The sequence below is a fragment of the Brucella sp. NBRC 12950 genome (genome assembly GCF_030268145.1).
Lineage (GTDB): Bacteria > Pseudomonadota > Alphaproteobacteria > Rhizobiales > Rhizobiaceae > Brucella.
This window is the reverse complement of sequence record NZ_BSQC01000016.1, coordinates 73,813-99,694: the sequence shown is the minus strand read 5'-3', so window position 1 is coordinate 99,694 and position 25,882 is coordinate 73,813. Positions and strand designations below refer to the sequence as shown.

The window sequence follows — 25,882 nt, the reverse complement described above, 5'->3', positions numbered from 1 at the left end:
CCTGACCGTCCCAATGACGACTATTGGAACTATTTTTGTGACAATAAGTTAGTCTTCAGATGTGTTTGCCCGTCTAATGGTAAAGCGCCGAGACACAAGTGTTGAATTTTATCCCGCAACGTGAAGTCAGACCCAACTGCAGGGGAATGAAGAGCATGAATTCTAAAAGCACCGATCCACTCACCCAGGATGAAGATATCAAGTTTCTGGCGGAAAATACCGACCTTTCGCCCCTGCAAGCAAAAGATCTGATCGAAAAACATGGTCGTGATCGCAAGGTACTCCTTGAGGAAGCCAAAAAATTCAAAGCAGAGAGCTAATCAGTTCCCTTTTTTTGGCAGCAGCCTTCATAACAGTTTTTACTGACTGGTTCCCACATGAAGGAGCCATTTCAACGTGATGCGTTCACCTTCGTCTAGCAGGGGTGCAACGAGACGCTGCTTTGATGCAAGCTCAGCCTCGTCATGCAAAAGATCGTCTTCCCACTGTTTTAGAACCAAGGGATGAATATATGAGCTTCGGCAGACCGCTCTGGTATTGCAAAGTTGCTGCGCGATTTTGTCGATCTCACAGTTAAGCATCTTTTTGCGTGCCGCGGTCGTCGCCGGTCGCTCCAAAGCGATCAATCCTTTAAAGGCAGAGGATGTGGCAGCCCATGTTCTGAAATGCTTGGAGGTAAACTCGGCGTGGGTTGCATTGCGCAAATATGCGTTGATGTCTTGCGATGATATTGCGTGACGCTGTCCAGCCTCGTCAAAGTATTGAAATAACTGTTGTCCGGGCAGTTCTTGCAAGGAACGAATGATCTTCGAAATCCTTCTATCTGAGATTTTCAAATTCCAGTCCTTGCCGGATTTCCCTTTGAATATAAGACGCAACTCACCGCTTTCTTCTCGAAGATGGCGGTTGCGCAAAGTGGTCACTCCAAAGCTTTTATTGTTACGCGCATAGTCGATATTTCCAACGCGCAGCAATAGCCGATCCATCAACCAAATGACGGTTGCAATGACCTTGTCGCGGCTAAATGCGCGTCGCCGCATATCCTTATCTACTCGTCGACGCAAATCACTGAGACCGCTTGCAAAACCGGCAAGATTTGCGAATTTTGAGTTTCCCCGCATAAGGGTCCAATCCGCGTGATAGCGATATTGCTTTCGACCCCTAACGTCGCGCCCCGTCGCCTGAATATGACCTCTTGGATTTTGACAAATCCAAACATCCTTCCATGCGGGTGGGATGACTATTTTTGCGATACGCTCCTTGTCTTCAAACGAGAGAGCTGCACCTTTTGCGTTTAAATATTGAAACCCCTTGCCTCTTTTCAGGCGTCGAATGCCAGGTTCTTCGTCACTCACATAGACCAGTTCGCCCAGCGATAACATTTCTTCGTGCTCCGACGGCGGAGAAGTTCTCTCTAACAAATTTCACCTCACCAAGGCAGCTGCGCTCAGACTGTCGCCACTAACTCTCGAGAGGCGTTGGAGGTTCCTCAGAGTCATCGAAATGCGGAACCAAGCCCCGTTTTATGAGTTCACTTGGCGAGTGAGAAGGAGCAAGGTTGTGCCGAATGCTTTTTGGAAAGGCTATCTCAAGCTGTCGTTGGTGACTTGTGCCGTCGAACTGCGGCCAGCAACGAGCGAGAGTGAGAGAGTTCGATTTCACACCTTGAACGAGAAAACCGGCAATCGTGTGATAAGCCGTTACATTGATCAGGTCACAAAAAAGCCCGTGCGCGACGAGGATCAGGCTAAAGGCTATGAGAAGGCTGAGGGCGGATATATTATTCTCGATGATGATGAGTTGGAGCAGGTGGCGCTCGAGAGTACGAAAACCATTGATATCGATAAATTCGTGCCCCAGGACCGTATCGGGTGGATTTGGTATGATAAACCGCATTTCCTCACGCCCGCCGACAAAATTGGTGCCGAAGCTTTCGCGGTTATTCGTGAAGCCATGCACCAATCAGCCGTCTATGGCGTCGCGCGCTTGGTTATGTATCGGCGTGAACGTGCTGTATTATTAGAACCGCGTGAGCGTGGCATTGTGCTCTGGACACTTCGATATGGCGATGAAGTTCGAGATAAGCAGGAATACTTCGCTAAGATCGAAGACAAGGATCCGGAAAAGAAAATGTTTTCAATGGTCCGGAAATTAATTAAGGCCAATACCGAGGAATGGAACGGCGATGTTTTGCAGGACCCGGTTCAAAAAAACCTCAAGCGGATGATCGCCAACAAAAAGAAGAAAAAGAAAAACGTTCCTTCTACAAAGAAGGAGGACGCCTCCCCTAAAAGCGATGGCAAGGTGGTCAATATAATGGATGCTTTGCGTAAGAGCCTTGCAAAAGAAACCAAAGGATAATTGGGCGCGCAATTGCCCGTTAGACGGACCAGGCTCCCAAAAGAGGCTCCACGTTGTGAGGAAAATTCTAAGGTTGAAATAGATTAAAGTGACTAGCCAGATTCTCAGCTTGCCTTTTTTGTCGTGGATTTCTTGGAGGTTGATCGCGACTTCTCATTTCCACTCTTAAGGCCAGCGCTCTTGCGCAGTGCCTCCTTAAGATCAATAACAGTAGCTGATTTTGGCTCGGCAGGTTTCTTGAACGGTTTACCTGCCATCTTAGCCTTAATAAGTTCTGCCAGGGCAGCATCGTAGCGATCATCGAAGGTGCCGGGGTCAAATTCTCCTAGTTTCGTCTTTATAATGTGGCCAGCAAGTTCAAGCATTTCCTTATCAAACTTGAAGGTTCCGAGATCTGAAAATGCGTCCCGCGCGGACCGCACTTCGTAATCGAAGTTGAGTGTGGTTGCGACAAGCCCATCGTCATATGGACGGATCAGTAACTTTCTTGCCCGCCGGAAAAGGACTGCTTCGGCGACAGCTGCAACCTTTTCTGTACGCATACCCTCGCGGATTAGCGCGAAAGCCTCGTCGTCGTCGGTGGGAGCGAGATAATAGGGACGATCCAGATAAATATCGTCAATCGCATCGCATTTTACGAAATTGAGCACATTCAGCGTTTTATCGTTCTCAGGAAGTGCCGTCGCAATCTCTTCATCATCGAAGCTGACATAGTTTCCTGAGGATACTTCGTATCCCTTGATTTGCTCATCACGTGGCACAGGCTTCCCGGTGTCACTATCCACGAACTCACGGTTCAGTCTGTTCCCGGTCTTGCGATTGACCAGGTGAAAGGACACTCGGTCTGAAGTTGAAACCGCGGTGAAAAGCGCAACGGGGCATAAGAGCTGATCGACTTTTAGCTGGCCTTTCCAGTTTGCACGAGGCGACATCATTCAAGCTCCGTCTTCATGAGAGGACATATTGCGTGTTTTGCCGAGATACCGGGCGTATAGGAACCCACACGCGACCAACAAGGGAAGCCCAAGCAACACAATCCAGATAAAAAGCGCTCCCATTTTAAACTCCTCGATGTGACGGGGAAGTTTCGATTTAACCTTTATACCGCGTGATGGTTCCAGAACTCGGCCATTTCTGCTGAACAAAAGGGCCGCGTGGGCGCTTGATGCCCAAAACAACAATCTGTTCCAATGGCAAGGCACTGCGTATGGCGTCTACCGCACCAAACCGACCATTTTCAGCTCTTTGGGAACGAAATCGGGCCACAGGCGTTTTGTACCAATTCTCGTATCGGGACGGTTACAATGCAAAATATCGACAGCAAAGACAGGCTGATCCTCGCTCTGGCTTCACTTTTGCGGGCTGAGCGAGAAACGCGCGGCGCGCTGGAAGCTGCACTTGAAAACGATGATGTTTCGCCCGAGACCTTGCGCGCTATCCTGTCTGATCCGGTTCCGGTCATTACACAGGACGATGTCGATTTTGCCGAGAAATTTGCGATGTCGAGGTATTTTTCCGATCTCAACCTTAAAGCGCCACGCGCCTTGACAGAAAAAGAGACCCAATAGCGACGTCGAGGAGTAGAGAATGCGCTTGTCTTAACCAGTTTCACTCCACCGATTCTCGATGCTGTTGCAGTCCACAAAAATCAAGCTAGTCTATATCGAGCTCAATGACTTCAAAGTTTTGCATCAGTCATAGCTGTATCTTATTCATTATGATTTGTTTTCTTTGGGGAGAAACAGGTGAGCGAAAAGGAAAATTTGAAGGCTGCTTCAATTAGCTCGATATTGGAAGCAACAACGCCTGAGAACAAAGACATCACTCGATCTCAAGCCTGCAAAAAATTGATGGAAACCATTGACTGGTCCACAAGCCCTCTCGGCCCAGTTGAACAATGGTCGCCAGAATTACGCACAACGCTTGACATGATACTTCCTGCTCACGCCCAGATCGTCATTTTCTGGGGGCCGGAGTTCATAGCTCTCTATAATGACGCCTACAGTCCGACGATTGGCAACAAACACCCTCACGCTTTTGGTCGCCCGGCCCGAGAGAACTGGTCGGAATTGTGGGACGATCTTGGCCCATTGCTTGAGAATGTGATTGCGACCGGCGAGACATTCTCCGCGGAGAACAGAGCGTTTTATATTGAGCGATTTGGTTATCCCGAGACGGTCTATTTCGACATTTCCTACTCCCCAATCCAGGTATCAGAGAACGGGCCCATGGGAGTGCTTTGCATTGTGAACGAGACGACTAAAAAAGTCGTTGCAGAACGCCAGCTGGCGGAAAACCAGCAGCGACTGGAATTGGTTTTCTCCCAGACCGATGCCGGTATTGCCTTAAGTGATCGCTCGGGCCGCTTCATCAAGATCAATCCGCGCCTTTCGGAGATATCAGGATTCCATCATGAAACTCTCTTAGAGACCGGCCTCTCCAAATTGCTGGTTCCTGCAGACAGGCAAGAGTACAATGCTGCACTTGAACGGCTTTTTTCATCGGGTGAAAGCTTCGTTCATGTGTTCAACCTTACCCAAGATGGCGGGCGTACATTGCCGGTCAGTTGTTCTGCGAGCCCGGTACGCGACGTTAAAGGCACGATCACCCACGCGGTCTGGACTATCCTTGATGTGAGTGAACAGTTGCGGGCGCAAGCCTTGGAAAGCCAATTGGCAGCAATCGTTTCTTCGTCGCATGATGCCATTTTGAGTACCGACCTTGAAATGCGCATCACGAGTTGGAACGAGGGTGCGCAGCGACTTTACGGTTACACGGCTGAAGAGGTGATTGGAAAAAAAGTGACTATGCTTTTACCACCCGACCGATTGACCGAAGAAAACGATATCATTGGGCAAATCTCAAGCGGATCTCGCGTTGCTCCGCACGAGACTGTTCGTCTTCACAAGGACGGAACGCGATTGGACGTGCAGTTGACTGTTTCTCCTGTCCGCGACGGCGAAGGGAAGATTGTCGGCGCGTCAAAGACTGCCCACGACATAAGTGACAAGCGCAAAGCACGGGAACTGCAGCAGGCTATCCTGCTCGAAATGAAGCACCGTGTTAAAAATGTGTTGGCTACTGTCCAGGCACTTGCACGGCAAACATTTCGCAATGATGGCCATAAGGCGGCGTATGAAACGTTCGAGGCCCGTCTTGCAGCAATGGCGAGAACCCACGACATTCTTGCGGCTGACGGCTGGCAGGCAGCCAAGCTGAATGACATTATTGAGCAGGCATTACTGCCGTTTGGCGCAAATAATTTCAAAGTTGATGGCCCATCAGTTATAGTTTCATCACGCGCTGCCATGGCCTTCTCGCTGGGGTTGCACGAACTTGCCACCAATGCGTCGAAATACGGAGCTCTTTCTGTTTCGGGCGGCCGGGTTATCGTCAACTGGAACGTCGATCATCAGCAACAGCGCCTGCATTTCGCATGGACTGAACTAGACGGTCCAACCGTTATGAAACCTAAAGACGTAGGATTTGGCACGAAACTCATCCAAGGCGTATTGGCCGCGGAAATCGATGGCATCGTCGAACTAAACTACAATGCTCAAGGTTTTGTCTGCTCCATCTCGACAGCTCTTAGCAAAATTTCACAAATCGATTAACGCAGCCTACACGAGAAACGTTGCTGGCCAAGATTTGGGCACTGCTTTGTTGATGAACTGCAGTTTCTAAAATGCTAACTGGTTAGATCAAGACGAGCACTGCAACGGTGCTCGCTCAAGATTCCCGACGTCAGTTAGAAATCTTTTTTGAAAAATAACTATGGATGAGAGAAACATTTTTGATCCTTCGGGGTTTGGTGGCTGCCGGCAAGTATGATGCCTGCGGATAATGCTGACCAAGCTTGTAAGGAGAAGTTCCCATGGCCAGAACGAAAGAACGTAATCTTGAGGATCTCTTCTATGATACGCTCAAAGACATCTATTATGCGGAAAAGAAAATCCTGAAGACGCTTCCTAAAATGGCTCGCGCTGCTGCAGATGAAAAACTGAAACTTGCTTTCGAAAAGCACCGCGAGCAAACGGAAACGCATGTCGAACGCTTACAGCAAGTCTTCGAGATGCTTGGCAAACGCGCGCAGGGCAAAACTTGTGATGCAATTGAAGGGATTATCGCAGAAGGTGAAGAAATCATAGAGGAATTCTCAGATAGTCCTGCGCTGGACGCGGGGCTTATTTCTTCAGCTCAGGCGGTTGAACACTATGAGATTACTCGCTACGGCACACTGAAGCGCTGGGCAGAGACTTTGGGCTACAAGGATGCTGCTAAGCTCCTTGATGCCACTTTGCAGGAGGAAGGTCAGACCGATAAGGATCTGACGGGCCTTGCTGAGACTTCGGCGAATAGGACAGCTCAAGCTGCATAAGCTAAGAGATGGCAAACATCGGATCGGATGGGGACCATCTGATCCGATCTGTTCCAATTGCTCTTGCAAGGTGGTTGGGTGGACCGATACCGCCTACTTTATATAGACGCGCATGCAAGGAAAATAGTCATGGTTTGCGTTGCAGGACTTTTCGACAACTATGATGAAGCTGCTAACGCGGTGCACGCGCTCGCAGAGGCCGGTATTGCAGAAGAGGATACTTGTCTTTTAACGAACAACTTCTCGCAGTGTCCAGGAGAGGTGGCTCAGGACGTCAACTCTAGTTCAGCGCATGAGACCACTTCAGGATCTCTATCAACTCAGTTAGCTGCGGGCCAGAAATGCAATACACTCTCCGCTGTTGGACTTGTCGTACTCCCAGGGATCGGCCAAATTGCAGCCTACGGCTTTCTGACGGCTTCGCTCGCTAGTCTGGCTGGCGCATTCAGCGCTGAGACCGCGTCAGCCAACCTGGTGGATACTCTCCTGCAAAATGGAATATCCGAACGAAGCGCGAACACTGTGTGTGAGGCGTTGCGTCGTGGAAGCACATTGGTCCTCGTGAAATGTAGTGAAAAAGAACAAAAGATTGCCGAAGCAACCCTTGATGATTGGGCTCGAATTAACATTGATGCACGCCGTGATAGTTATATTGCAGAGGGATTGACGTTGTTCGACCATTTAAAACCAGCCATGAGCACTGATGAACTCCAGCGGGATCAACGCCTGAGAATGCAGGCTTACGAAAAAATTCCTCCGCAGAGCCGATTATAAGGTCTCTTAAGTGCTTGGCCGAATTTCAGGCTCGTGCTTGCTACTAAAAACAGGTCGTTTCTCTCACGTACCATCGAGTTCTTACCGAGTATATAGGGCGCAGAGCAGGGCTTTTGACGCTTTTCTTCAACGAACTCGTCCTACGCTCCCCGATTGCGAAAATCTTCCTTTTCGTCCTTTAACCACCAGCCGCTGGCCTTCGATCTTCACAAGTTTGCACATTCACGCCGACGGGTTCATTGTTGCGCTTAAGCACAGGAAACAACGCGGCGGTTGAATTTATCAGATTCCTAATACCGCTCATCGAGTTTTAATCGTGAACTCTATTACAGTCGGAATGAGGAACAACGTTGCTCTCGTATTGTTAGGCGCAGGTCACACGAGATGTGACGGTCACACCTAAAAGTTGGGAAGGAACCGAAAAATGGCCCAGAACCATAAACAGGGCGGAAGTCACGAACAGCACGTAAAGGCCGGTCAGCAGAGCCACAAAAATTCTTAACTACCTAGGGGCAGCTTATGCTGCCCCAAACCGGACATGCTTCCGGAAAGGCTAAAGCAATGTTTTGCCGGCCAAATTCAAACTACGTGTTACAAGCTGACGATCTTGTCGAAATGATACCAGCGTTGCGTGCTTTCTCTCGAACCTTCTACAAAAATAAGGGGGATACCGAGGATCTCGTTCAGGAAACCTTGATGAAAGCGATTGCAAATCGGGAAAAATATGCTCCTTATTCACCGCTCAAGTCATGGCTTTTTACGATTATGAAGAACACATTTTGCACACGTTTATGGATTGAGAAGCGAGAGGCACCCGGACTTGAGGCCTGTGTTTCTCCGCAGTTGACGATAAGAGCGTCGCAAGAGTCTGCTCTGGAAGCAAAAGAAGTGCGGATGGCGCTAGGGGTTTTGCCGGAGAAATATCGTCCAGCTCTTATGCTTGTCGTCTTCGAAGGTAATTCTTACCACCGGACGGCCGACATTTGTTCATGCTCAGTAGGTACCGTGAAAAGTAGGTTGCACCGCGCACGTCACAAACTCCATGAGATCGTAGATGGCGTCAACTAGTACAAGCGCGTTGGAATTCCGTGAAAGTGCCAACAAAAAGCAGAGTTCGCGCTTGAATTTCATTCTAAGACATGGCCAATTGTTTGTAATGGCTCATACAATACGAGATGCAATGCATCTACTTGACGGAAAAAATGTTCTGATTTTCGAAAACGGTTTCTTCTTGTCTGAAGAAGCGGAACGAAAGCTCGCTGATCTAGATGTTATAATATCGGGTCCGTTTAATAGTCCAAGTCAGGTCTTAGACTACTTGGCCGTAAATCCCGTCGACGCAGTTATCATGGATGTCACCCTTGAAGCGGAAGAAGCGCTACCTGTAGTGGCCGTTTTAGATAAAAGCGGCATACCTTTCATTTTCGCTCTCTCCAGCAATCCAAACCATGACGGTCGTCATTTTGCTGGCTTTATCTTGAGTGGAGACGATGACGATCTTGCCGCAATTTCGACGGCTCTGTTTTGCAATCGCACCAAGACGCACTGACGTCAAAATGCTACTTTTAATTGTGTTTAATAAGACCGATTGATTGGTTTTAGTCGCGTTTATTATCACTGTCATGTGCAACGCTCAGTGTGGTCGCGTTGCTCGTGGTGCAGTCGCTTGAGATTTGAACCAAAGAAGTTCAACCCGTGACTTGAATTCTCATCATCTCGCTTTGCCCAACTGCTCCAAGCGAGAAGTCGTTACTGTCTGCTATCGTACAGAAAAACAATGTCGGATCAGGGTGTTATAGATTGTCCTTCGTCAAGCAGATTCGAGGGGGCATCGTGGTGCGAAGTGCAATAGTTGTCCCAAAAGCAGGATATATGGACGGCGTAATTCAATTGAAGAACCGAATACTAAGAAGCCTTTCTCCCGACGTATTTCATGATATTTTTTCTTCCTTTGAGCCAGTCGCGCTGGAGCGCGGTCAGATAATTGTCCCTGCAAACAAGCCGATTGATTATCTCTATTTCCTTTGCGATGGAATTGCTTCCGTCATTACCGTCTCCGCAAGCGGCCAGCTTGCTGAAGCAGGCATGGTAGGGCGCGAAGGCTTTGCGCCGACTTCGATCGCCGTTGGTGCAAATACGAGCCTGCACCAGGTGGCGATGCAGGTGAGCGGCACGGGACACCGAATAAGTGCGACCAATCTACGAGCCCATCTCGACAAACACAGTGTTTTAGCAAATTTGCTGGCGCGCTACATTCAAAGCTTTGCTTCGCAGGTTTCTTACACAGTGTGGGCCAACGTCAATCTTCATATCCAGGAACGTCTTGCACGATGGTTGCTAATGGCGCATGACCGAACGGATACAGACGAGATCGAGCTGACGCATGACTTTATTGCGCTGATGCTCGGCGTAAGACGTCCAAGCATCACAACCGGTATGCATACGCTTGAAGGGAAGAAGCTGGTTCGTTCCGAGCGGGGCCGGATCACAATTCGGGACAGAAAGGGACTGGAAGACTTTGCAGGCGACGCTTACGGCAAGCCCGAGGAAGAATATCTCACTCTTTTCGGGACGGTGCTCTAACCGGCCCCAACGGCTTCGACGTCCAGCATGAGGCGCTGATATTCTTTTTCTGCCCATCCATACGCACCGCCAGCATACCGTTCCAAGCCCGAGCGGTCACGAATAATTATGGAGCCACGCAGCGATCTGATCAGGCCCATACCTTCCAGCACGTGCAATGATGTCGTCACACTTGGGCGTCGAACTGCTAACATTACAGAGAGAAATTCGTGGGTCAGCGCAATGTCCTGCCCTGATATTCGATCATCACACATCAAGAGCCAGCGAGCCAGGCGTTGTGTGATTTCATGCAGCGCATTGGTAACTGCGGTTGATGCGAGTTGAACCGAGAAGGCCTCAATCGCCCTTATCATTATCCGGCAAAAACTCCGGCTTTCTTCCATTAAGGCCCTGAAATCGCTGTAGCCGAGAGCATAGCCATGCCCTCCTACCTGCATAATAACCTCATAGGAACTGGTTTCCACACCGGCGACGGCCGAGGTTGGAACATATCCATCCATTCCAAAGAGCCCGGCCTCGGCCCTGTCACCTTCTTGTGTGGTAACGATGACCGATCCTATACCGGCAGTCAGAAAATAAACGGTATCGATTGGTTTGCCTGTCTCTGCCAATACAGTGCTTCGAGGGAGCTCGACAAAATGTGAATGTGCCCGAACCTCTTCGTAATCTTTAGGGGCAAGAAGACTAAGAAGCCTGTTACCCATATTCGCTTTTGCTGGAAAGTCCATTCACGTCACCTCACGTGGTCGCTGAATAAAGCAAACCCAGTGAAACACCCTATTGTTCCAAATGTTGCTAAGACACCGATCACGATGTGTACGGTATCGCACTAAACTCCTTGTCCGTGCAATTTGGATTAAGCTACGATACTGTCAATGTTTCGTTGACTTCACAACAGGGAGATCGACTTGCCCCTTTTTAATGAAGCGAACAGAATCTACACACCGGAGGAAATCGAATTCTTACGCGAATGCGTTGCTCAGGCTTCCGGTCGGCTTACCGACAGAAAGCATGCTTCACCGATCTTAGCGCAGCGGGTTCTCATGTTTTATGAAAGTGGCCTTAGGGACGCAGAACAAATCGTCGATCTGACCGTCCGAATGCACGATAGAGTTAAAGGATCCCTTGATCAATATGCCGCAAACTTTGATCCATCAGCGGCTCTAGACGTTCCCCAGCGCGATTGAGGGGCCTCACCCTAAATCCGCTTCAAGTTGGTTTCTCGCACGACACAATCTGCTTTTAATAGTACCGATCGTACATCCGGCCTGCGTCGCAGCATTTTCGTAGCTTAACCCGTTAAATACGACCATCTCAATTACGTCACGGTGGCACTGAGTTAACTTACTATATGCGCGGCCGACATCCTGCAAATCCATCGCAGAATCTTGCGGTGGATGGATCACAGGACCCAATTCGTCTCCAAGCGGCCGTTCTCTTCGCGATTTTTTAAAGCGACTGCAGAAACTGTTCTTCATGATGGTAAAGAGCCAAGATTTAAGCGTCCCATACGGAGTGAACTTTTCCCGGTTCTTCAAAGCTTTGACGACGGTTTCCTGTACTAGATCGTCAGCATCAGCTGGCTGTCGACACAAAGAGCGTGCGAACTGGTTAAGCGCAGGTAGCAAATTCATCAACTCGCGCTCAAAATCCTTTTCCGATAACATTTCCGTCTCCCTGTCTCCTTCCCTCGCCTTAAGGGTAAGTCGCTATGGCTCGTTTGGTTCCGATAAGCAGCGAGTTGGTCCGACACCGTACGTTAACACCATATCTTCGCTGCAAGCAGATGCGGGCACGACGTCGATTGGAACGAAATCATCAATTCAGAGTTCGGCTTTCGGAAACCGACTTGCCGACTGGAACAACAAGCTTTGCGATCTTACCCACCGGTCGAGCACGCGGCGGGGAATAGCGATGGCGCGAGACGCAGTATCGCTCTATCACAGCCGATTGTCCGAGCAAATCAGCCTGATCTCGACCGACGAGCTACTTGATGCATGGTGAAATTCCTGTGCGAGCAGCGATTCAGAATCCGTGCAGCGTCGGCTGGTCAGGGCCTTTCGGCGGTGGTGGTAGGTGCTCAGGCGCAGGCACGTCAGGCTCTGGTTCGGGTTGCGCAGGAATATCCGGCCCCAAAGGTTCTGGCACTACGTCCGGCTCTTTCTCAGGGACATGAGCCGGCGGAACGTCTGGAATTTCCGGCGTACCATTGGTTGAAACAAGATTGAAAGCCCGGCGAATTGATGAATTGATCATAGCGTTTCCTTTCATTCAAACCAACTCGTGGGCAATCGGGTTGTTCCAAATCAAATATGCTCATCGACAGGCAATTTATGCTTCTGCGCGTCCAATGCTGCACTTAACCACCAGTCTCTTCATTTGTAGCGTCAACAGGCTTGGATTCTGGTGATCCCTTTTCTCGTAGGTATATTGAGAGGACAACCAATACAGCGGTTGAGAGAAACTCGGACTGCCAGTTCTGAAATGACTCACACCACAGGCCCGCATCCGAAAGATATGACCAATAGTCGCCAGCGGTCTCTCGGTGAGCGGCCGCCTCATCTACAGCTGCGCGGAAGCTTCCCGCCGTATGAAGTCCAAAACAGAGAATAAATAGTAAGAACAGCGGTATACCCAACGAATGCCGGTAGAAAAAACCCGCTCTAGAATTTTTATTCTAGGCGCTGTTGAGTTCTTCGTCAGGATCTTTTGATTCAGTAGAGCCGCGCTGGAACAGCCATGCAGTGAGGACCACATAAACCCCCATCTGTAAAAATTCACTTTCCCAATTCTCAAAAAGCGCCGACAAGAAATTGCCGCCTGTTATGAAACTTATGAGGCTGACACGTGCTTGTCTGTGCCGCAAAAGTTCTTCATTATGGTGAGCGAAGCCTGCGCCGATCATGCCGATAAGCGTGAGTAAGAAGAGAATAGCGAGAGCTATCGTTAAGCCGTTATCTTTAAAGAAAGAATGCTTCGCTTTCGGCATTTGGTACTCTCCTGTGCCATTCCGCTTCGCGTCAAATGCCATCAATCCTGGATGCTCGAGTTCTCATGCCGGGTCGTATTTGCAGACAACTCGCGGCTCTTTGTCCGTGTTGCTAAGGGGTCATAGGTTGGCTTCATGTCAATATTTCCTCTCGATCATCGAATTCTCGGAGAGATGACATGTTCCGTGAGCGCTGAACCGTCCGTTGGATCTGGTGCGCTATAGGATGGTTTATCCCTGACGTTCTTGGTGTTGGTAAGCTTCACGGCTGCACATAGCTTGTTACGGATAGCTTGAGCGACCCCTCGTTTGGATTGGTTCCGAAAAATAACGCACCACGAGAGGTGGCCTCGGACGCGACGTAATCAAATGTCGTCACGGCCTGCTCGGGACCACCTTGACCATCAAGTTCGCCAACAACACGTACTGCAGCAGCACTCGCCTGGCTGAGATTAGTCACGGAAAAGGCCACTCTATAGCTGTCGTCAACGCGCGTGACTTCAGTTGTTTGCAGGCGAAATGAAGCTTCCTGCGGTTGATGCCGATAGGTCTCATAGCCGAGCCAGCCAAGAAGAAGAGTGATCAGAATGCCTGAAATGGCTCCCGCAAACCATTCGGTCCAATGCACTTTTTCTGGCTGCTCGACATTCTTGCTGGTCTTTTTTTGGGTAGAATTCATAATGCCTCACAATATCAGTCGTGCCGAAGCCGCACCGATGGCGCCGGGAAAACTCAAGACGATGATCGTAGTTATTGATTGCGCCAATGACGCATCATCTAATCGCTCGAAGGTCCACAGCGCATAGGCACTCGTTGTAAAGGCGAGCAAATATCCGGGCAGCGTAAACCGAACAAATGAGTTCCACCACTGGGTGTTTTCCGGCCCACGATGACTACCTCGAAAATGGATGCTGTAGACGAAACCATGCATGAGAAGGATTGAACTCAACAGAATAATGAGTGTTTGAACCGGCACGATCTTGTAGGCGATTAAGATCATTTCCTCTGTCGGCGCGACATTTAGGCTCAAGAACAATGCGCCGACGGTCATCATGAAGAGCTCGTTCCAATAGCCCTCCTCGCCTTCGTAGTCACCTTCTTGTTTATCATCTTTTTCCGAGCGCATTCCAAGCTGGCTCCGACCGAGGAGAGCACCGATGCTCGCAGGTACTGCCTGCAAGGCAATCATTGCGACCATATGGCTTAAAGTAAGATCGCTGTTGAGAAGACCGAACATGGCCAAGACAAGCGCACTTAGGATAATCCCTAGGGCGTAGGCGATAAATGCGTCCCGTGCCGACTGCCGCCAGTTCGCAGTCCGCTCAAATCCGATGCGATAAGCCAGTCCAATCAACAATGGAATGTTCAAAAAACAAAGCAACAGAATGCGGAAAGGACTGGCATAAAGGCCCAACTCCCACATTTCCATGGTCATAAGCATGGGCAATGCAAATAAGAGCGCACCGGCCAGACCGCGCGCAAGGCCTGTATAGAAGTCCGGATGCATTTCTAACGGCTTACCCTTCACATTAATTCCCCTTCATGGGTCCTAAGGAACAACTTGAATTTTTAAACATTGCTTCTCCAATCTTGTTCCACTGACTGCACAAGAGCATTTTACGCTTTGACCAACGATCGCCTGCGAAGGCTCCGAGAAACATTTTTTGGGAACCTAGTTCGCTCTGCGGAGTTCGGTAAGGGTAGATTTAAAATCACTGGAGAAAACAGATGCAAATCAAGATCTTAGCGCTTGCTTGCGCATGCTTCGTTGCGCCGTCAATAGGCTTCGCCCAAGACACCGGGACAACTTCTCCCGAGACTCCAGCGGTTGCAACCCCTGAGAACAACAATCCCGACGCGCCTGTGAAGGGAGCGAATAGTTTTACAGAGGATCAGGCAAAGTCCCGGATTGAAGAAGCGGGCTACAGTGACGTGACAGCTTTGAAACTACGAGAAGACGGTGTCTGGGAAGCGTCAGCCATGAAGGGGACTGAGAAGACCGAAGTACAGCTCGACTATCAGGGCAATGTCACCAAGAAGGCGATGTAACGATCCCGGACATTTTTATGACCAATCAAACTTTCTAATTATCTCACAAGGGAGACGATAATGAGAACTGTAACAGGACTTTTTGATAGCTATGAAGCAGCAAAAGACGCAGTCGATCGTCTTGAAAGCGCTGGCTTTCCATCGGATGATATTTCCATTGTCTCTCACCATCGCGAGAGCGAAAGCAACGCAGGTTCCGGCGCAGGCGTCGGTGCCGGTTTGGGCGCAGCGGTCGGCGGAGCCGGTGGTTTGCTAACAGGCCTCGGCATCATGGCCATTCCTGGCGTTGGTCCTGTCGTTGCAGCGGGTTGGCTAGCCGCCACCTTGACCGGTGCCGTGGGCGGTGCAGTTGTTGGCGGCGTTGCTGGTGGACTGATCGGTGCTCTCACCGAAAGCGGTGTTTCTGAAGAAGACGCCCATGTCTACGCTGAAAGCGTACGTCGGGGCGGTTCTCTCGTGACCGCGCGGGTTCCCGACGAGCGGGTTGCTGAAGCCGATGCTATTCTCGCCGGTACAAACCGTGTGGACATCGGCACGCGTCGCAAGCTTTATGCCGATGAGGGCTGGCAGAGCTTTGATACCGACGCCGATCCTTATACGGACGAAGAAATTAAACGCGAGCGCAGTCGTTATCTCTAATATTTCAGCGAAAAGCGGGTGAAAGCCCGCTTTTCTCATTTTGGAAGAAATGTGTGAATTTCTGTTTCTTCCCCTTCGAGGAGGAAAGTTATGAATAATAACCCGAAGCTGCAGGACCCTCGTGGCTTGTACCCGTCACCGCCGTTTCCGCAACAGCGCCAAACAATGCCAGGCGTTGCAGAAAAGATGCAACCCAAACCGGACCATGGGGAAACGTCCTATAAAGGCAATGGGCGCCTTGAAGGACGGCATGCGCTTATCACTGGTGGAGATTCTGGAATTGGGCGCGCCGCTGCGATAGCATTTGCCCGTGAAGGTGCTGATGTGGCAATTTCCTACCTGCCAGAGGAAGCGGAAGACGCAGAGACCGTGCTCGCTCTGATTTCTGCTGAAGGGCGTAAGGCTATACCACTTCCTGGGAACATTATGGACGAGACCTGGTGCCGTGAAATGGTGGAAAAGGCTGCCAGCGAACTCGGGGGGCTTGATATTGTTGTGATAAATGCCGGCCGTCAGCAGTTCCGCGAAGATATCTCGGAACTCTCTACAGATGATTTTGATAAGACGATGAAGACCAACCTCTATGCTTTGCATTGGATAGCACAGACGGCAGAACCCCATTTGCCAGCAGGTGCATCGGTCATTACCACTGCTTCTATACAGGCATATCAACCTTCTGAAGTTCTGCTCGATTATGCGACCACAAAAGCAGGCATCGTTGCTTACACCAAAGCGCTATCCAAGCAGTTTATCAAGAAGGGAGTGCGGGTAAATGCCGTGGCGCCGGGACCTGTGTGGACGGTACTTCAGCCTTCTGGCGGGCAGCCTGACGAAAAAGTGGCGAATTTTGGCGCCAATAGCGATTTTGGCAGACCAGGACAACCAGTGGAACTGGCTCCTATTTACGTCTTTTTGGCTTCCAGCGAAGCAAGTTTCATAAATGGCGAGGTTTATGGAGCCACAGGTGGCAAGGGCATTGGTTAGCCAGCCCTGACCACGGGGGTTTTTCAGACAAAAGGAATAACGAGCCCCGCGGTCGTCATTAAAACGAGTCTCAACTAAGAATGCTGGCGGTGGTGGAATTGCCGTTGCCATATGGATGCCGCTCAGGCCAATCATTTTTCTGGGCGCGACCCTGCAGATAAGCGCAGTGGGCGCGTTTTATATCGTTTTGGTCAATCCGCGACGAGCTCCCCTTCAGGACATCATCGCCTGTCTATGAGAGACACCCCAAAGCGTTTGTTCGGCTCAACGATCGTTGGACTTGCAGCCTCCCCTAAAAGGATCGTTTGCGTATTCGCCACCTCAACCCAGTTCAGTATGAGCGGAAAAGTGAGGCACCCTATCCGTTCGGACTGATCACGACCTTCACACAGCCATTTTCTTTATCCCGAACCCGTTTATAAGCATTTGGACCTTCCTCGATCGTTACCCGATCAGTGATGAGAAAGGTGGGGTCAATTTTGCCATCAACAATAAGCTGCATCAGCGGTCCAAGATAGCGTTAAACGTGTGCGTGACCGGTCTTCATCGTCAACCCTTTTTCCGACGAAGGGACCGAGTGCTATCGGAACAGCAGGACAGATAAAAACCCCAGGCAAGGATACGGCGCCACCCGGCCGACTACCAAGCAAAGCTTGGTTGAGAGCATAGGGTCGTTCCAACGAAGTGAACTTGGACTACATCGTTTCAAGTGCCCCACCCAATCCGGGGCTTTCCATTCCCACCCCTTCAATGACTGCATCTGGCCCCGCTCCATCCGTCATCTCTACGATTTTCTGCTGGAGATCTTCATCGGTATAGTCGAGGACGTCTGCTCCCGAAATTCGGGCCAGTTCCAATCGCTCAGGGACAGTGTCGATAGCAATTACTCTTCCAACCCCTAAGAGAAATGCGGACTTTATTGCGAACAATCTGACTGGGCCGCACCGGAATACGGCGAAAGTCTGTCCAGATTTGATATCACAATTTTCTGCAGCCATATAGCCCGTGGCAAAGATATCGGAAAGAAATATGTCCGTCGAGGGTGCGCAATTTCAAGATCGCGCCGATGTCGCTGGAGGTGTGTTAGTGGTGGCTTGCTCGGCAGCAGATGCTCGACTATTGGCAGCCGATAGTGAATACTTACAGGAAAATAGCGTAATGCTTGAAGCTGGGATCACTCATAGTTCGGCATTCGAGATGAGAAGCTTTATCATGTTCAGCAAGTCAACGGCAATCCAGTGGAAGGAGAACGAGCGGTGGTGGCTTCCGAATTTTAAGGCGACGACCGTTGGCGCACCTTTGAAGATTAACGTATCGGCCCGCGTAATGAAAAGCCCTGGCAGAAGATTCTGGCGTTCCCGGGATAGGTGCGAAAATGACCTAAAGCCAAGGGATGACTTGTTTTTCTCACGCTGGGGAATTGAGAGAGAGACCGAGGTATAACATCACAAGACTGTTGGATCGGGTTGACCTCAGGCTTTCTCACCAGCAGGGCTCCATACCAGAGACATCGGTTCAATCTCTGGTCACCCGCCCATCGGGGGCAGTGCCCCCCGATGGCTCGATACGGATTTAAAGTTTGACTGACGGTTCTCGTGCCCACAACCTGATACGACCGCATTGTTCAAAGAAGTCGGCGATCGACGTGTCATGCTGGAGCAGTATCAAACCTTCATCTAGGGCAGGATCGATACCGACCTTTTTCAACAAGCGTAAGGCACCTTCTGTGTAGCCTATGAATTTACAGTGTGCGAACGCATCTGAAACAAAATCTCGGGCCGTTGCTTCGCCTGCCAAACGCTCGGCTGCATCAGGCTCCAATAGTAGAACCACTGCATCGAACAAGACGGATGGACCTCCGTCAATCATATAGTTGCCTGCTATAATGGTTCCATCATCTGCGACGGATCCGCCGATCTGCGGCGCAATAACTTCAACCACAGCGCCTCCACTTTCAAACTGGGCCTTGAGCGTTTGAAAAAGAGTATGGTCTGTCGCGGGTCCGATCAATATCCCCAGTTTGCGGCCGGCAAAACTCTCAGGTCCGTTCTTGAGAATGCTCAAGGCGTCTGATGGTGGAAGGTCTTTGCGAGGTTCGATGGCTGCGTCTGCAGGTTGAGGCAGTGTTTTAACACCCAGTTTATCAGCAACGTTTGTAGCTAGCCCCTCGTCAATTCGAAGAAGATGAGAGACCATCCTCTCCCGGATGGTTACATTTTCACACCGGCTCAATTCGAATGTTAGAGCGGCTGCAATATGGCGCTGTTCCACTTCCGTCTGGCTAATGAAGAATTGACGCGCTTGACTGTAGTGATCTGCAAAGCTCTCTGGGCGAAGTCGGATCTTTTCTCCTTTTTCGGATGCAGGATAGGACACAAATCCTTCAGCTGCGCCTTCGCGCGGTTGGTCATCCCAAGAGTTGGGCTGATAATTGACCCGGCCGACGGGATTTCGCATTGCCATGTGGCCGTCCTGTTGGAAATGATGGAACGGACACTTGGGAGCGTTGATCGGCAGATGTGTGAAATTGGGACTTCCCAAGCGTTTAAGTTGCGTATCGAGATAAGAGAAGTTCCGCCCTTGAAGTAATGGATCATTGGAAAAATCGATACCTGGCGGAACATTTTGCGTCATGAAGGCAACTTGCTCTGTTTCAGCAAAGAAATTGTCCGGCATGCGATTAAGTACGAGGCGACCAACCGGGATTGGCGCGAGGATTTCCTCAGGTATATTCTTCGTCGGATCTAAAACATCGAAATCAAAACTGTCTGCGAACTCCTGATCGAACAGCTGGAGATTAAGTTCCCACTCGGGAAAATCACCAGATTGTATCGATTGCCACAAGTCGCGTCTGTGAAAATCTGGATCCGCGCCGTTAATCTTGACGGCTTCGTTCCAGGCGACAGATTGCATACCTAGCTTAGGCTTCCAGATAAATTTGACAAATGTGGAATCGCCTTTTGCATTTACCATGCGGAATGTGTGAACGCCAAACCCTTGCATGAAACGGAACGATCGTGGAATAGCGCGATCAGACATGATCCACATTATCATATGCATGGATTCTGGCGTCAGACTGATAAAATCCCAGAAGTTGTCATGCGCTGACTGTGCTTGGGGAAATGCGCGGTCAGGCTCTGGCTTCACCGAATGCACAACATCGGGAAACTTTATCGCGTCCTGAATAAAAAATACCGGGATGTTGTTGCCGACGAGATCCCAATTCCCTTCCTGGGTATAGAACTTCACGGCAAAACCGCGAACGTCGCGCGCTAGGTCGAAGGAACCCTTTGAACCAGCAACCGTTGAGAAACGGACAAAAACTGGTGTTTGTTCACCAGCACGCTGAAAAAGGTCTGCACGCGTATAGGCTGCCAGCGAGGCGTAATTCTCAAAAAAACCATGGGCACCATAACCACGTGCATGAACGACCCGCTCAGGGATACGCTCGTGATCAAAGTGAAAGATTTTCTCCCGAAAATGGAAATCCTCCATCAATAAAGGACCCCTCGCTCCAACTTTGAGCGAGTTTTGGTCATCCGACACCGGCGCTCCTTGGGAAGTCGTCAGTTGTTCCTTATCCTCTGCTGCCACTTGGTGGAGTTCTCCACCATTTCCGCGCTGGAGCTTCTGATCATGAATTTTAGCGGTTGCTGGCTTATCGTCTCTGGCTGGCATCGCTGCTGTCTCCGTTAAAGATTTTGACCGCCTAACTTGCCCCGCTCTACAAAGTTCCCCCGAAAATTGGGAACGCAATCGATTGGCGCTCATGGAAACAATTTGGCTCTTTCCCGGTTAGTGCTGTGAGCCACATCGTTTGCCCTCGTTTACGTTGTGAATTTGCGGCGGCCACTTCCGGTTTCGAAGAGCGACGGAACCGGCTGACTGTTAAACTGAGCCAAAGAGGAAAATCTGATGAGCTCGTTGCGTCGCAAGCCTCTGACTGCACTCGCACTCAATGCAACCCAAAAAATTCGCAAGGGGGGCCTTCATCTACGCAGCAACTTCTAGATTATGTCGAGAGCCATTTGGCGCCGCTTGGGGTCACAATCCAATATATAGAGCTCAGCGATTACGAGATCGCCCTTGGCGTTACATACGATGAGGGCGATGGCGATCAATGGCCAGAAATACGCGAGAAAATCGTTGCGTGTGACATCCTTCTCATGGGAACACCGATCTGGCTTGGACAGCCCTCGAGCATTTGTAAGCGGGCGCTTGAACGAATGGATGCGTTTTTACCCAAAACAGACGCCGAGAACCATACGCCGTCCTATCCACGTGTTGCAGGCGTAGTTGTGGTGGGCAACGAGGACGGTGCACATCATGTATCGGCTGAATTGTATCAGGCACTCAACGACGTTGGATTTACAATGCCTGCAATTGCGGTCTGTTACTGGGTTGGAGAAGCAATGCAATCATCAAACTTCAAGGATTTGAAGGTCATCCCCGACACCGTCGGTGCGGCAACAATATTGTCAGCCGTAAACTGCGCTCACCTCGCCCGCATTCTGCGCGAGGATCCCTATCCAGCGAATGGGTGAGACGTGAAGTAAGCAAGCACAGAGGTGTCGATTTAAGTGAGACGGAGGAAGGAGCACGTTGCCACAACTATGGCGGAAACTGGTAAAAGGCTTATCCGCTATTAGAACCGTTCCTCCGGCGTGCAGATGGTCGACTGACACAGGCGTTATCGCTCATCCAGAACCGCCATTCGATGTCCACTGCCCGGCTTATGCCAATGCGAGGCCCGCATGAAATCAAAGGAAGTTGTTGTCGCGGCTCAAATTCGAAAGAAGCTTCACTCAGCGGCAGCCCATCCAACGCAGCCGAAATACCGAGTGCTTGCGTCAATTTTGCGGGACCTGAACAAAGCGCAGTCAAGTGCTTTGTCCGCCGCCGCTCCTGCATTTGTTCGATACCTTTGATCGGAATAATTGCTCGTAAAAGAACAGCTGAAGCTTCGGAACAAACAAAATTCATGCACCAATGTAACCCATAGATGCGATAGACATAGGCGCGGCCGGGAGGACCAAACATTGAACGGTTCCGCTTCGTCATGCCCGTGAAACTATGAGATGCTGGATCTAACCTATTATAGGCCTCGGTCTCGACGATCGTCCCGCCCACACCGTCAACAAAAAAATTCCAACCAATCATATCCGGCGCGACTTCAACCGCATCGCGGAAGAAAAAGGCATTGAGCTCCTTATCCTCCACCATAATCACCTTTCATGCGCAGCAGTTCACTCTTGAGGATCACATCATCGCCATGATGAAGCTAACCTGTCAAATCGTCTGTAAGAGGATCATTTGCGCTTCACGCCGTATTCTCGACATTCCTTCGCGTCTTTTCCTGGCTTACATTTCTCTTGTTTAATAACTTTCTGCTTATCCTTCGGTGGATTGGCCTTTGGTTGACTTTGTTTTTTGGGCACAACAGGCTTTGCGGCATCATGAGAGGGGGTGCCTGGAACTTCTGGCTCCTGGCCGCCGGACTGGGTGGGCATACCGGACTCCTGGGCAACCGCCAAACCACAGCTCGTTGCAAACGCCGCTGCAAGAATGATGCGAAACATATCACTACTCCATTTTGAATGAGCTATGAATGCTAAACAAATCGAAGCCAATGGAAGTTCCGCGTTTCGCAGGTTCTGGAAGGTCCAAAATGCAATTGCGAGCACTTCTAGTCAAATGGGCTAAGGATGACCACTAAAACGCATAGGCTTAGGAGAATAAATGACAGCCAGGCAAACTTGAAAAGCAATCTTTCCCATCGGGAAAGTGAACGAAACCTGTTGGTTGCTGCCTTTTTATCCAATGATCGAACCAGTTGAAAAGCGGCCAGATATAAAATTATGACAAGCAAGCCGATTGTCCATGCCGATTCCACCGCTCGGTTAGGATGGCCCGGAACGCCTAAAATCCAAGGAATTAGCAACAATCCACACATTGCCGCCACGAAGCCTGCGAACCTTTGATAGATGAAAAACAACATGATTGCTCCGTCACACTTGCCGTGCTTGTTTGCAAATGACTTATAACGACCCGAGCCGAAAAGGAAGATCGAGCCGAAGTAAGAGACGGGCCTCTAGAATAGGCCACAGGGCTGTTTGGTTTTTAAGAACGATCTGAAGTTGTGGCGTCGCAACGCTATGAGCTAAACGCCACGCTGCGCAAATATAAATTTCTGCGGACCTCGGGCATTTGCAGTTCGTCAAATCAAACTGATCATTTTCAATAAATATTGAACTTTCCAGTGCGGACAGCGTTTGGAGACAGAAGATTTGATTATCGATCTGCCGAGCGTCGAGGCACACAGACGGGAGAAGCGGTACCGAAGATGACGATTTTTGATTTTACGATATCGGATCAGGCATTTCTCGTCAGCGGAGCAGTTTTCGCTGCCGCATTGGCCTGCATTTTGCTCTGGTGGCTACCTCAGTAAAAGCTATCTATCTGACAGCTTTGGCAAATTTGATTTCAGCGACCAAAACACCTATGTAATGATAATAGGAAAGTTCTGTTTTGGAGTATGATGAGAGAGCTGTTCAAAATCATCTTAATGGGCTTTGGTCTCTTGCCATCAGTCGCTGTTGCCGCGACCGACGCTGAGATCATCACTCAGGCTGCAACAAAGTGTTGGAAGGTTCCTGCAGACGCTTCTTATACGCGGGCCTCGGCGACTTTCGAAGTCACTTATGACGGAAATGGCGAAATCACTGACATTGTCACCGTGGAATATCAGCCAGTTCGCAAAGCAGGGGAAGAATTCGCTGTTAGTGCACAAAACGCCATTCTTGAATGCGCGAACAAAACTACAGTTCGGTCGAGGACCGTTCGGATCGTGATGCGATACGCACAAGCAAAAACGGACGGCCCGCTGATAATGAAACGCAAGATGCGTTAGCAGAGTTTGTAATGCCAGATTTGGCATTACCCTGAATTAACGCCGAGAACGTGGCATTTCAAGTTGGCCACTGAAAATGCTTCGAAAATTGGCTTCACATTTCTTGACTGACCGCTGATGCTCCCTATTTGGTCGTCTATTCACATCGTGTGATTGGAGGGACTAAAAATATGAAGAAAATCGCATTTTGTTTAGTTGCGCTCATGGCCGTTTCAGGCTGTACGTCGACGGAGAAAGATCTCAGTGTCGGAACCGTGGCGGGTGCCGCAATTGGCGGCATTGCAGGTGGAGGTCGCGGTGCACTGATCGGTGCAGGTGCAGGCGCTGTAGGCGGACTGCTTGTTCGAAATCTTCGCAACGGAAATTGTCAGTATCGCGATCGCCATGGTCGAATTTACACCGCGCGTTGTCGCTAAGCTTTCATCGGCGGATCTCTAGGATCCGCCATGTCCTTCTGCGTCGCAAATTGCTCACCCTAAAATATCTTGAATCAGCGTTCCCTATCAGGACCCGCTCCATCATTGATATTCGCTAATACCGCCGTTTTATTGAAACCAAATCCTCGCCGGTACGTTTCCATCTCATAGTCTTATCAATTACAAAATGAACGACGAGAAGGATAATTGAAGTGGTAAATGAGCCAGAGAACACCATCGCTAGCCAGATTAGTGAACTTCGTAACCAGTTAGGCGCTCTTTCAGCAGACATTGCAGCAAGGCTTGGTAACTCAACCAATAAGGCTGATGACGCTCTCGCTTCGGCATCTTCTGCATTCGAGGAGGTTGCCACAAACGCTCGTTACCACGGTTCGCGCGCGCTCAGTGCTGCTCGAGAAAATCCCGCCGCCGCATCAACGGCGTTAGCGACGATCGGAATCGTGGGTCTTATTGCCGGTATTTTGGTCGGGCGGTGCCGCCGCTAAGGAAAAGCGCAGACCGGGCCAATTGCTGCGTGGTCTGCATTTCTTTAGGATCCTGTTCAAGGAGACCGAATTCCGCTCCTTGGCCGCGCAATTCTACGCCGAAAATCGATCGTCTCGTCGTCCATTGCTCCCACAGAGCCCCACACTGCACTAAAGGTGGTTTAGTTGGTAGGCGGTTCGCGTGGGAAAATACCGCACAGAGACGCTTTGCAATGATATGAATTTCAGTAGCAAAGAATTGTCTAAAATCATGAGATGAAGTCTGACCGGTCTCGGATCGTCGATAGGCCCTCATTAATCGCGCGACATTTAAGAGAACAAATATTTCATCATATTGATTAAGCATTTGACAGTTGCGGTGTCAGGGTTTGATTGGTGCGGTTTAAATCGCCTCCTGACCTCGCATGATGAATGTCTACATCTCCGTCAAGCGATTATCGCCCATATCCGGCTTAGTTCCGGTCACCGCAGCGACCAACATTTTTGCCTTTGCCGCCATCGTTCCTGGTCCGTCCCAGAACTCCGCTTGAGCTGGCGTGACGACAATCAGCCGAATGGCAGGATCATCTTCTGATTCCCAGAACGCTTTCGCAAATGGGGTCCATAGTTCCTTGATTTTTTCACGATCATTTGAAACGGCGGCACGCCCTTTCACCAGGAGATAATCATTAGCGCTTTCATCTGAAAAGCTAAGTTGTACGGTTGAGTTTGCGTCAATATCTGTAATTTTGTCGCTGTCAGCATCGGTGAGAAAATAGATGGCATTTTCCTCTTCGCGGACGATAGGCGACATTGGGACTTGTTTTCCATTCCAGCCATAAAAACAAACACGATTATTGTCTGCGATTTTCCATGCTCTTTGTTGGTCTTTATCGGACATCGTCTTTCTCCTTGTTGCATAAACAACGATGACGGAATGAATATGTTCCTTATTTTCCTTCGTCGAAATTCCGTTTCTATAAGAGCATCATAACAAAAGCAGACATCGTATTTCGAATTGTCGGTGCCGCCCTTGTGGCATTGGCAACAAAGCGCCATTTGCGAGCCTCAGAAGATAAGTTCATTTGTTTTCCGTTAGTTAGCTTCCCTAAACTTGCAATTTCTCTGGGCGATATTGAAAGCGCGTTTATATCTAAAGCGCTTGTCTGTGTTGCGGTCGCCTCTTGGCGTTCGGGGCTCGATATGTTTTTAGGTGCAAGCTGCAGCTAGCGAAAGACTAGCTGTGTTGCAAACATTGCTCCGCGTGAACCTGACGATTAATCCGCCAATTTTATTGCCTTTGCGTCCTAAGAC

27 protein-coding genes and 2 pseudogenes are annotated in these 25,882 nt (G+C 49.9%); 16 read left to right on the top strand and 13 right to left on the bottom strand.

The genetic code is table 11. The features are described 5' to 3' along the window. Nucleotides 1-155 precede the first annotated feature (155 nt). Nucleotides 156-320 carry a hypothetical protein gene (locus QSJ70_RS23000; RefSeq protein ID WP_285539972.1) on the top strand — a complete coding sequence of 55 codons (165 nt, stop codon included), beginning with the start codon at nt 156-158 and terminating at the stop codon, nt 318-320. A gap of 39 nt (nt 321-359) precedes the next feature. Here the strand turns inward: QSJ70_RS23000 and QSJ70_RS22995 are convergent, their stop codons facing one another. Then, nucleotides 360-1,382, bottom strand: coding sequence for a DNA topoisomerase IB (locus QSJ70_RS22995; RefSeq protein WP_285539970.1), 1,023 nt, complete (start codon nt 1,380-1,382; stop codon nt 360-362). Between the two features lie 178 nt (nt 1,383-1,560). On the opposite strand from QSJ70_RS22995, the gene ku (QSJ70_RS22990) reads away from it, so the two are divergent. Next, a complete protein-coding gene (ku, locus tag QSJ70_RS22990; protein ID WP_252349253.1) occupies nt 1,561-2,361 on the top strand; it encodes a non-homologous end joining protein Ku in 801 nt (266 codons plus the stop codon). Between the two features lie 104 nt (nt 2,362-2,465). Here ku (QSJ70_RS22990) and ku (QSJ70_RS22985) read toward each other — a convergent pair whose 3' ends face one another. Continuing rightward, on the bottom strand, nt 2,466-3,293 hold the full coding sequence (ku, locus tag QSJ70_RS22985) for a non-homologous end joining protein Ku (RefSeq protein WP_215781759.1): 828 nt from the start codon (nt 3,291-3,293) through the stop codon (nt 2,466-2,468). Nucleotides 3,294-3,665: 372 nt separating this feature from the next. Here ku (QSJ70_RS22985) and QSJ70_RS22980 point away from each other — a divergent pair, with 372 nt between their 5' ends. From QSJ70_RS22980 to QSJ70_RS22950, 7 genes are all read left to right on the top strand, one after another. Next, nucleotides 3,666-3,929, top strand: a complete 264-nt coding sequence (locus QSJ70_RS22980) for a hypothetical protein (RefSeq protein WP_285539968.1) — start codon at nt 3,666-3,668, stop codon at nt 3,927-3,929. 177 nt (nt 3,930-4,106) lie between these two features. Continuing rightward, a complete protein-coding gene (locus QSJ70_RS22975) occupies nt 4,107-5,975 on the top strand; it encodes a sensor histidine kinase (protein ID WP_285539966.1) in 1,869 nt (622 codons plus the stop codon). Between the two features lie 260 nt (nt 5,976-6,235). Beyond that, complete coding sequence (locus QSJ70_RS22970; protein WP_285539965.1) at nt 6,236-6,739, top strand: YciE/YciF ferroxidase family protein; 504 nt, start codon at nt 6,236-6,238, stop codon at nt 6,737-6,739. Between the two features lie 129 nt (nt 6,740-6,868). Continuing rightward, entirely contained in the window at nt 6,869-7,513 is a 645-nt protein-coding gene (locus tag QSJ70_RS22965; RefSeq protein WP_285539963.1) for a hypothetical protein, read from the top strand. Between the two features lie 519 nt (nt 7,514-8,032). Next, nucleotides 8,033-8,581 carry a sigma-70 family RNA polymerase sigma factor gene (locus QSJ70_RS22960; protein WP_285539961.1) on the top strand — a complete coding sequence of 183 codons (549 nt, stop codon included), beginning with the start codon at nt 8,033-8,035 and terminating at the stop codon, nt 8,579-8,581. Beyond that, nucleotides 8,568-9,062 (top strand): response regulator, encoded by a 495-nt coding sequence (locus QSJ70_RS22955; RefSeq protein ID WP_285539958.1) that lies wholly within the window; start codon nt 8,568-8,570, stop codon nt 9,060-9,062. The genes QSJ70_RS22960 and QSJ70_RS22955 overlap by 14 nt, the downstream gene beginning before the upstream one ends. Before the next feature lie 323 nt (nt 9,063-9,385). Next, nucleotides 9,386-10,096, top strand: coding sequence for a Crp/Fnr family transcriptional regulator (locus QSJ70_RS22950; protein WP_285539956.1), 711 nt, complete (start codon nt 9,386-9,388; stop codon nt 10,094-10,096). Here the strand turns inward: QSJ70_RS22950 and QSJ70_RS22945 are convergent. The 6 genes and pseudogenes from QSJ70_RS22945 to QSJ70_RS22920 all read right to left on the bottom strand — a co-directional run bounded on the left by QSJ70_RS22945 (nt 10,093) and on the right by QSJ70_RS22920 (nt 14,592). After that, nucleotides 10,093-10,824 (bottom strand): Crp/Fnr family transcriptional regulator, encoded by a 732-nt coding sequence (locus QSJ70_RS22945; RefSeq protein ID WP_285539954.1) that lies wholly within the window; start codon nt 10,822-10,824, stop codon nt 10,093-10,095. The genes QSJ70_RS22950 and QSJ70_RS22945 overlap by 4 nt on opposite strands. Nucleotides 10,825-11,289: 465 nt before the next feature. Then, on the bottom strand, nt 11,290-11,763 hold the full coding sequence (locus tag QSJ70_RS22940; protein ID WP_285539952.1) for a sigma-70 family RNA polymerase sigma factor: 474 nt from the start codon (nt 11,761-11,763) through the stop codon (nt 11,290-11,292). A gap of 358 nt (nt 11,764-12,121) precedes the next feature. Further along, nucleotides 12,122-12,352, bottom strand: a complete 231-nt coding sequence (locus QSJ70_RS22935; protein ID WP_285539950.1) for a hypothetical protein — start codon at nt 12,350-12,352, stop codon at nt 12,122-12,124. 103 nt (nt 12,353-12,455) lie between these two features. Then, nucleotides 12,456-13,085 (bottom strand): annotated as a pseudogene (locus tag QSJ70_RS22930) (DUF6766 family protein). Between the two features lie 262 nt (nt 13,086-13,347). Continuing rightward, complete coding sequence (locus QSJ70_RS22925) at nt 13,348-13,764, bottom strand: TIGR02588 family protein (RefSeq protein WP_285539948.1); 417 nt, start codon at nt 13,762-13,764, stop codon at nt 13,348-13,350. A 6-nt stretch (nt 13,765-13,770) separates the two neighbouring features. Further along, nucleotides 13,771-14,592, bottom strand: coding sequence for a TIGR02587 family membrane protein (locus QSJ70_RS22920; RefSeq protein WP_285540024.1), 822 nt, complete (start codon nt 14,590-14,592; stop codon nt 13,771-13,773). Nucleotides 14,593-14,813: 221 nt separating this feature from the next. Here QSJ70_RS22920 and QSJ70_RS22915 point away from each other — a divergent pair, with 221 nt between their 5' ends. From QSJ70_RS22915 to QSJ70_RS22905, 3 genes are all read left to right on the top strand, one after another. Continuing rightward, complete coding sequence (locus QSJ70_RS22915; RefSeq protein ID WP_285539946.1) at nt 14,814-15,134, top strand: PepSY domain-containing protein; 321 nt, start codon at nt 14,814-14,816, stop codon at nt 15,132-15,134. Nucleotides 15,135-15,194: 60 nt separating this feature from the next. Then, the gene (locus QSJ70_RS22910) at nt 15,195-15,773 is read left to right on the top strand and encodes a general stress protein (protein WP_285539944.1); all 579 of its coding nucleotides are present in this window, start codon (nt 15,195-15,197) and stop codon (nt 15,771-15,773) included. A gap of 90 nt (nt 15,774-15,863) precedes the next feature. After that, a complete protein-coding gene (locus QSJ70_RS22905) occupies nt 15,864-16,757 on the top strand; it encodes an SDR family oxidoreductase (RefSeq protein WP_285539942.1) in 894 nt (297 codons plus the stop codon). A gap of 695 nt (nt 16,758-17,452) precedes the next feature. Here QSJ70_RS22905 and QSJ70_RS22900 read toward each other — a convergent pair. After that, nucleotides 17,453-17,686: a zinc-binding dehydrogenase gene (locus QSJ70_RS22900; protein ID WP_285539941.1), complete on the bottom strand. Its 234-nt coding sequence runs from the start codon at nt 17,684-17,686 to the stop codon at nt 17,453-17,455. A 100-nt stretch (nt 17,687-17,786) separates the two neighbouring features. On the opposite strand from QSJ70_RS22900, the gene QSJ70_RS22895 reads away from it, so the two are divergent. Beyond that, a complete protein-coding gene (locus tag QSJ70_RS22895; RefSeq protein WP_285539939.1) occupies nt 17,787-18,200 on the top strand; it encodes a hypothetical protein in 414 nt (137 codons plus the stop codon). A gap of 129 nt (nt 18,201-18,329) precedes the next feature. On the opposite strand, the gene katE is transcribed toward QSJ70_RS22895, so the two are convergent. Next, on the bottom strand, nt 18,330-20,435 hold the full coding sequence (katE, locus tag QSJ70_RS22890) for a catalase (RefSeq protein ID WP_285539938.1): 2,106 nt from the start codon (nt 20,433-20,435) through the stop codon (nt 18,330-18,332). 237 nt (nt 20,436-20,672) lie between these two features. Between katE and QSJ70_RS22885 the strand changes: the two are divergent. After that, a pseudogene (locus tag QSJ70_RS22885) lies at nt 20,673-21,301 on the top strand (flavodoxin family protein). A gap of 91 nt (nt 21,302-21,392) precedes the next feature. Here the strand turns inward: QSJ70_RS22885 and QSJ70_RS22880 are convergent. Further along, entirely contained in the window at nt 21,393-21,980 is a 588-nt protein-coding gene (locus tag QSJ70_RS22880; RefSeq protein WP_285539936.1) for a DNA-3-methyladenine glycosylase, read from the bottom strand. Between the two features lie 86 nt (nt 21,981-22,066). Further along, complete coding sequence (locus QSJ70_RS22875) at nt 22,067-22,336, bottom strand: hypothetical protein (protein ID WP_285539934.1); 270 nt, start codon at nt 22,334-22,336, stop codon at nt 22,067-22,069. A 1,501-nt stretch (nt 22,337-23,837) separates the two neighbouring features. On the opposite strand from QSJ70_RS22875, the gene QSJ70_RS22870 reads away from it, so the two are divergent. Together QSJ70_RS22870 and QSJ70_RS22865 are read left to right on the top strand one after the other, a co-directional pair. Further along, nucleotides 23,838-24,083, top strand: a complete 246-nt coding sequence (locus tag QSJ70_RS22870; RefSeq protein ID WP_215780971.1) for a YMGG-like glycine zipper-containing protein — start codon at nt 23,838-23,840, stop codon at nt 24,081-24,083. A gap of 212 nt (nt 24,084-24,295) precedes the next feature. Then, nucleotides 24,296-24,589, top strand: a complete 294-nt coding sequence (locus QSJ70_RS22865) for a hypothetical protein (RefSeq protein ID WP_285539932.1) — start codon at nt 24,296-24,298, stop codon at nt 24,587-24,589. Nucleotides 24,590-25,004: 415 nt separating this feature from the next. Here QSJ70_RS22865 and QSJ70_RS22860 read toward each other — a convergent pair whose 3' ends face one another. Further along, entirely contained in the window at nt 25,005-25,469 is a 465-nt protein-coding gene (locus QSJ70_RS22860) for a pyridoxamine 5'-phosphate oxidase family protein (protein WP_285539930.1), read from the bottom strand. Nucleotides 25,470-25,882: the final 413 nt, after the last annotated feature.

Coding starts and splice junctions, on each gene's coding strand:
- QSJ70_RS23000 (WP_285539972.1), top strand. CDS start 156: ATGAATTCTAAAAGCACCGATCCACTCACCCAGGATGAAGATATCAAG.
- QSJ70_RS22995 (WP_285539970.1), bottom strand. CDS start 1,382: ATGTTATCGCTGGGCGAACTGGTCTATGTGAGTGACGAAGAACCTGGC.
- ku (WP_215781759.1), bottom strand. CDS start 3,293: ATGTCGCCTCGTGCAAACTGGAAAGGCCAGCTAAAAGTCGATCAGCTC.
- QSJ70_RS22980 (WP_285539968.1), top strand. CDS start 3,666: ATGCAAAATATCGACAGCAAAGACAGGCTGATCCTCGCTCTGGCTTCA.
- QSJ70_RS22970 (WP_285539965.1), top strand. CDS start 6,236: ATGGCCAGAACGAAAGAACGTAATCTTGAGGATCTCTTCTATGATACG.
- QSJ70_RS22965 (WP_285539963.1), top strand. CDS start 6,869: ATGGTTTGCGTTGCAGGACTTTTCGACAACTATGATGAAGCTGCTAAC.
- QSJ70_RS22960 (WP_285539961.1), top strand. CDS start 8,033: ATGCTGCCCCAAACCGGACATGCTTCCGGAAAGGCTAAAGCAATGTTT.
- QSJ70_RS22955 (WP_285539958.1), top strand. CDS start 8,568: ATGGCGTCAACTAGTACAAGCGCGTTGGAATTCCGTGAAAGTGCCAAC.
- QSJ70_RS22950 (WP_285539956.1), top strand. CDS start 9,386: ATGGACGGCGTAATTCAATTGAAGAACCGAATACTAAGAAGCCTTTCT.
- QSJ70_RS22945 (WP_285539954.1), bottom strand. CDS start 10,824: ATGGACTTTCCAGCAAAAGCGAATATGGGTAACAGGCTTCTTAGTCTT.
- QSJ70_RS22940 (WP_285539952.1), bottom strand. CDS start 11,763: ATGTTATCGGAAAAGGATTTTGAGCGCGAGTTGATGAATTTGCTACCT.
- QSJ70_RS22935 (WP_285539950.1), bottom strand. CDS start 12,352: ATGATCAATTCATCAATTCGCCGGGCTTTCAATCTTGTTTCAACCAAT.
- QSJ70_RS22925 (WP_285539948.1), bottom strand. CDS start 13,764: ATGAATTCTACCCAAAAAAAGACCAGCAAGAATGTCGAGCAGCCAGAA.
- QSJ70_RS22920 (WP_285540024.1), bottom strand. CDS start 14,592: ATGCATCCGGACTTCTATACAGGCCTTGCGCGCGGTCTGGCCGGTGCG.
- QSJ70_RS22915 (WP_285539946.1), top strand. CDS start 14,814: ATGCAAATCAAGATCTTAGCGCTTGCTTGCGCATGCTTCGTTGCGCCG.
- QSJ70_RS22910 (WP_285539944.1), top strand. CDS start 15,195: ATGAGAACTGTAACAGGACTTTTTGATAGCTATGAAGCAGCAAAAGAC.
- QSJ70_RS22905 (WP_285539942.1), top strand. CDS start 15,864: ATGAATAATAACCCGAAGCTGCAGGACCCTCGTGGCTTGTACCCGTCA.
- QSJ70_RS22895 (WP_285539939.1), top strand. CDS start 17,787: ATGTCCGTCGAGGGTGCGCAATTTCAAGATCGCGCCGATGTCGCTGGA.
- katE (WP_285539938.1), bottom strand. CDS start 20,435: ATGCCAGCCAGAGACGATAAGCCAGCAACCGCTAAAATTCATGATCAG.
- QSJ70_RS22880 (WP_285539936.1), bottom strand. CDS start 21,980: ATGGTGGAGGATAAGGAGCTCAATGCCTTTTTCTTCCGCGATGCGGTT.
- QSJ70_RS22875 (WP_285539934.1), bottom strand. CDS start 22,336: ATGTTTCGCATCATTCTTGCAGCGGCGTTTGCAACGAGCTGTGGTTTG.
- QSJ70_RS22870 (WP_215780971.1), top strand. CDS start 23,838: ATGAAGAAAATCGCATTTTGTTTAGTTGCGCTCATGGCCGTTTCAGGC.
- QSJ70_RS22860 (WP_285539930.1), bottom strand. CDS start 25,469: ATGTCCGATAAAGACCAACAAAGAGCATGGAAAATCGCAGACAATAAT.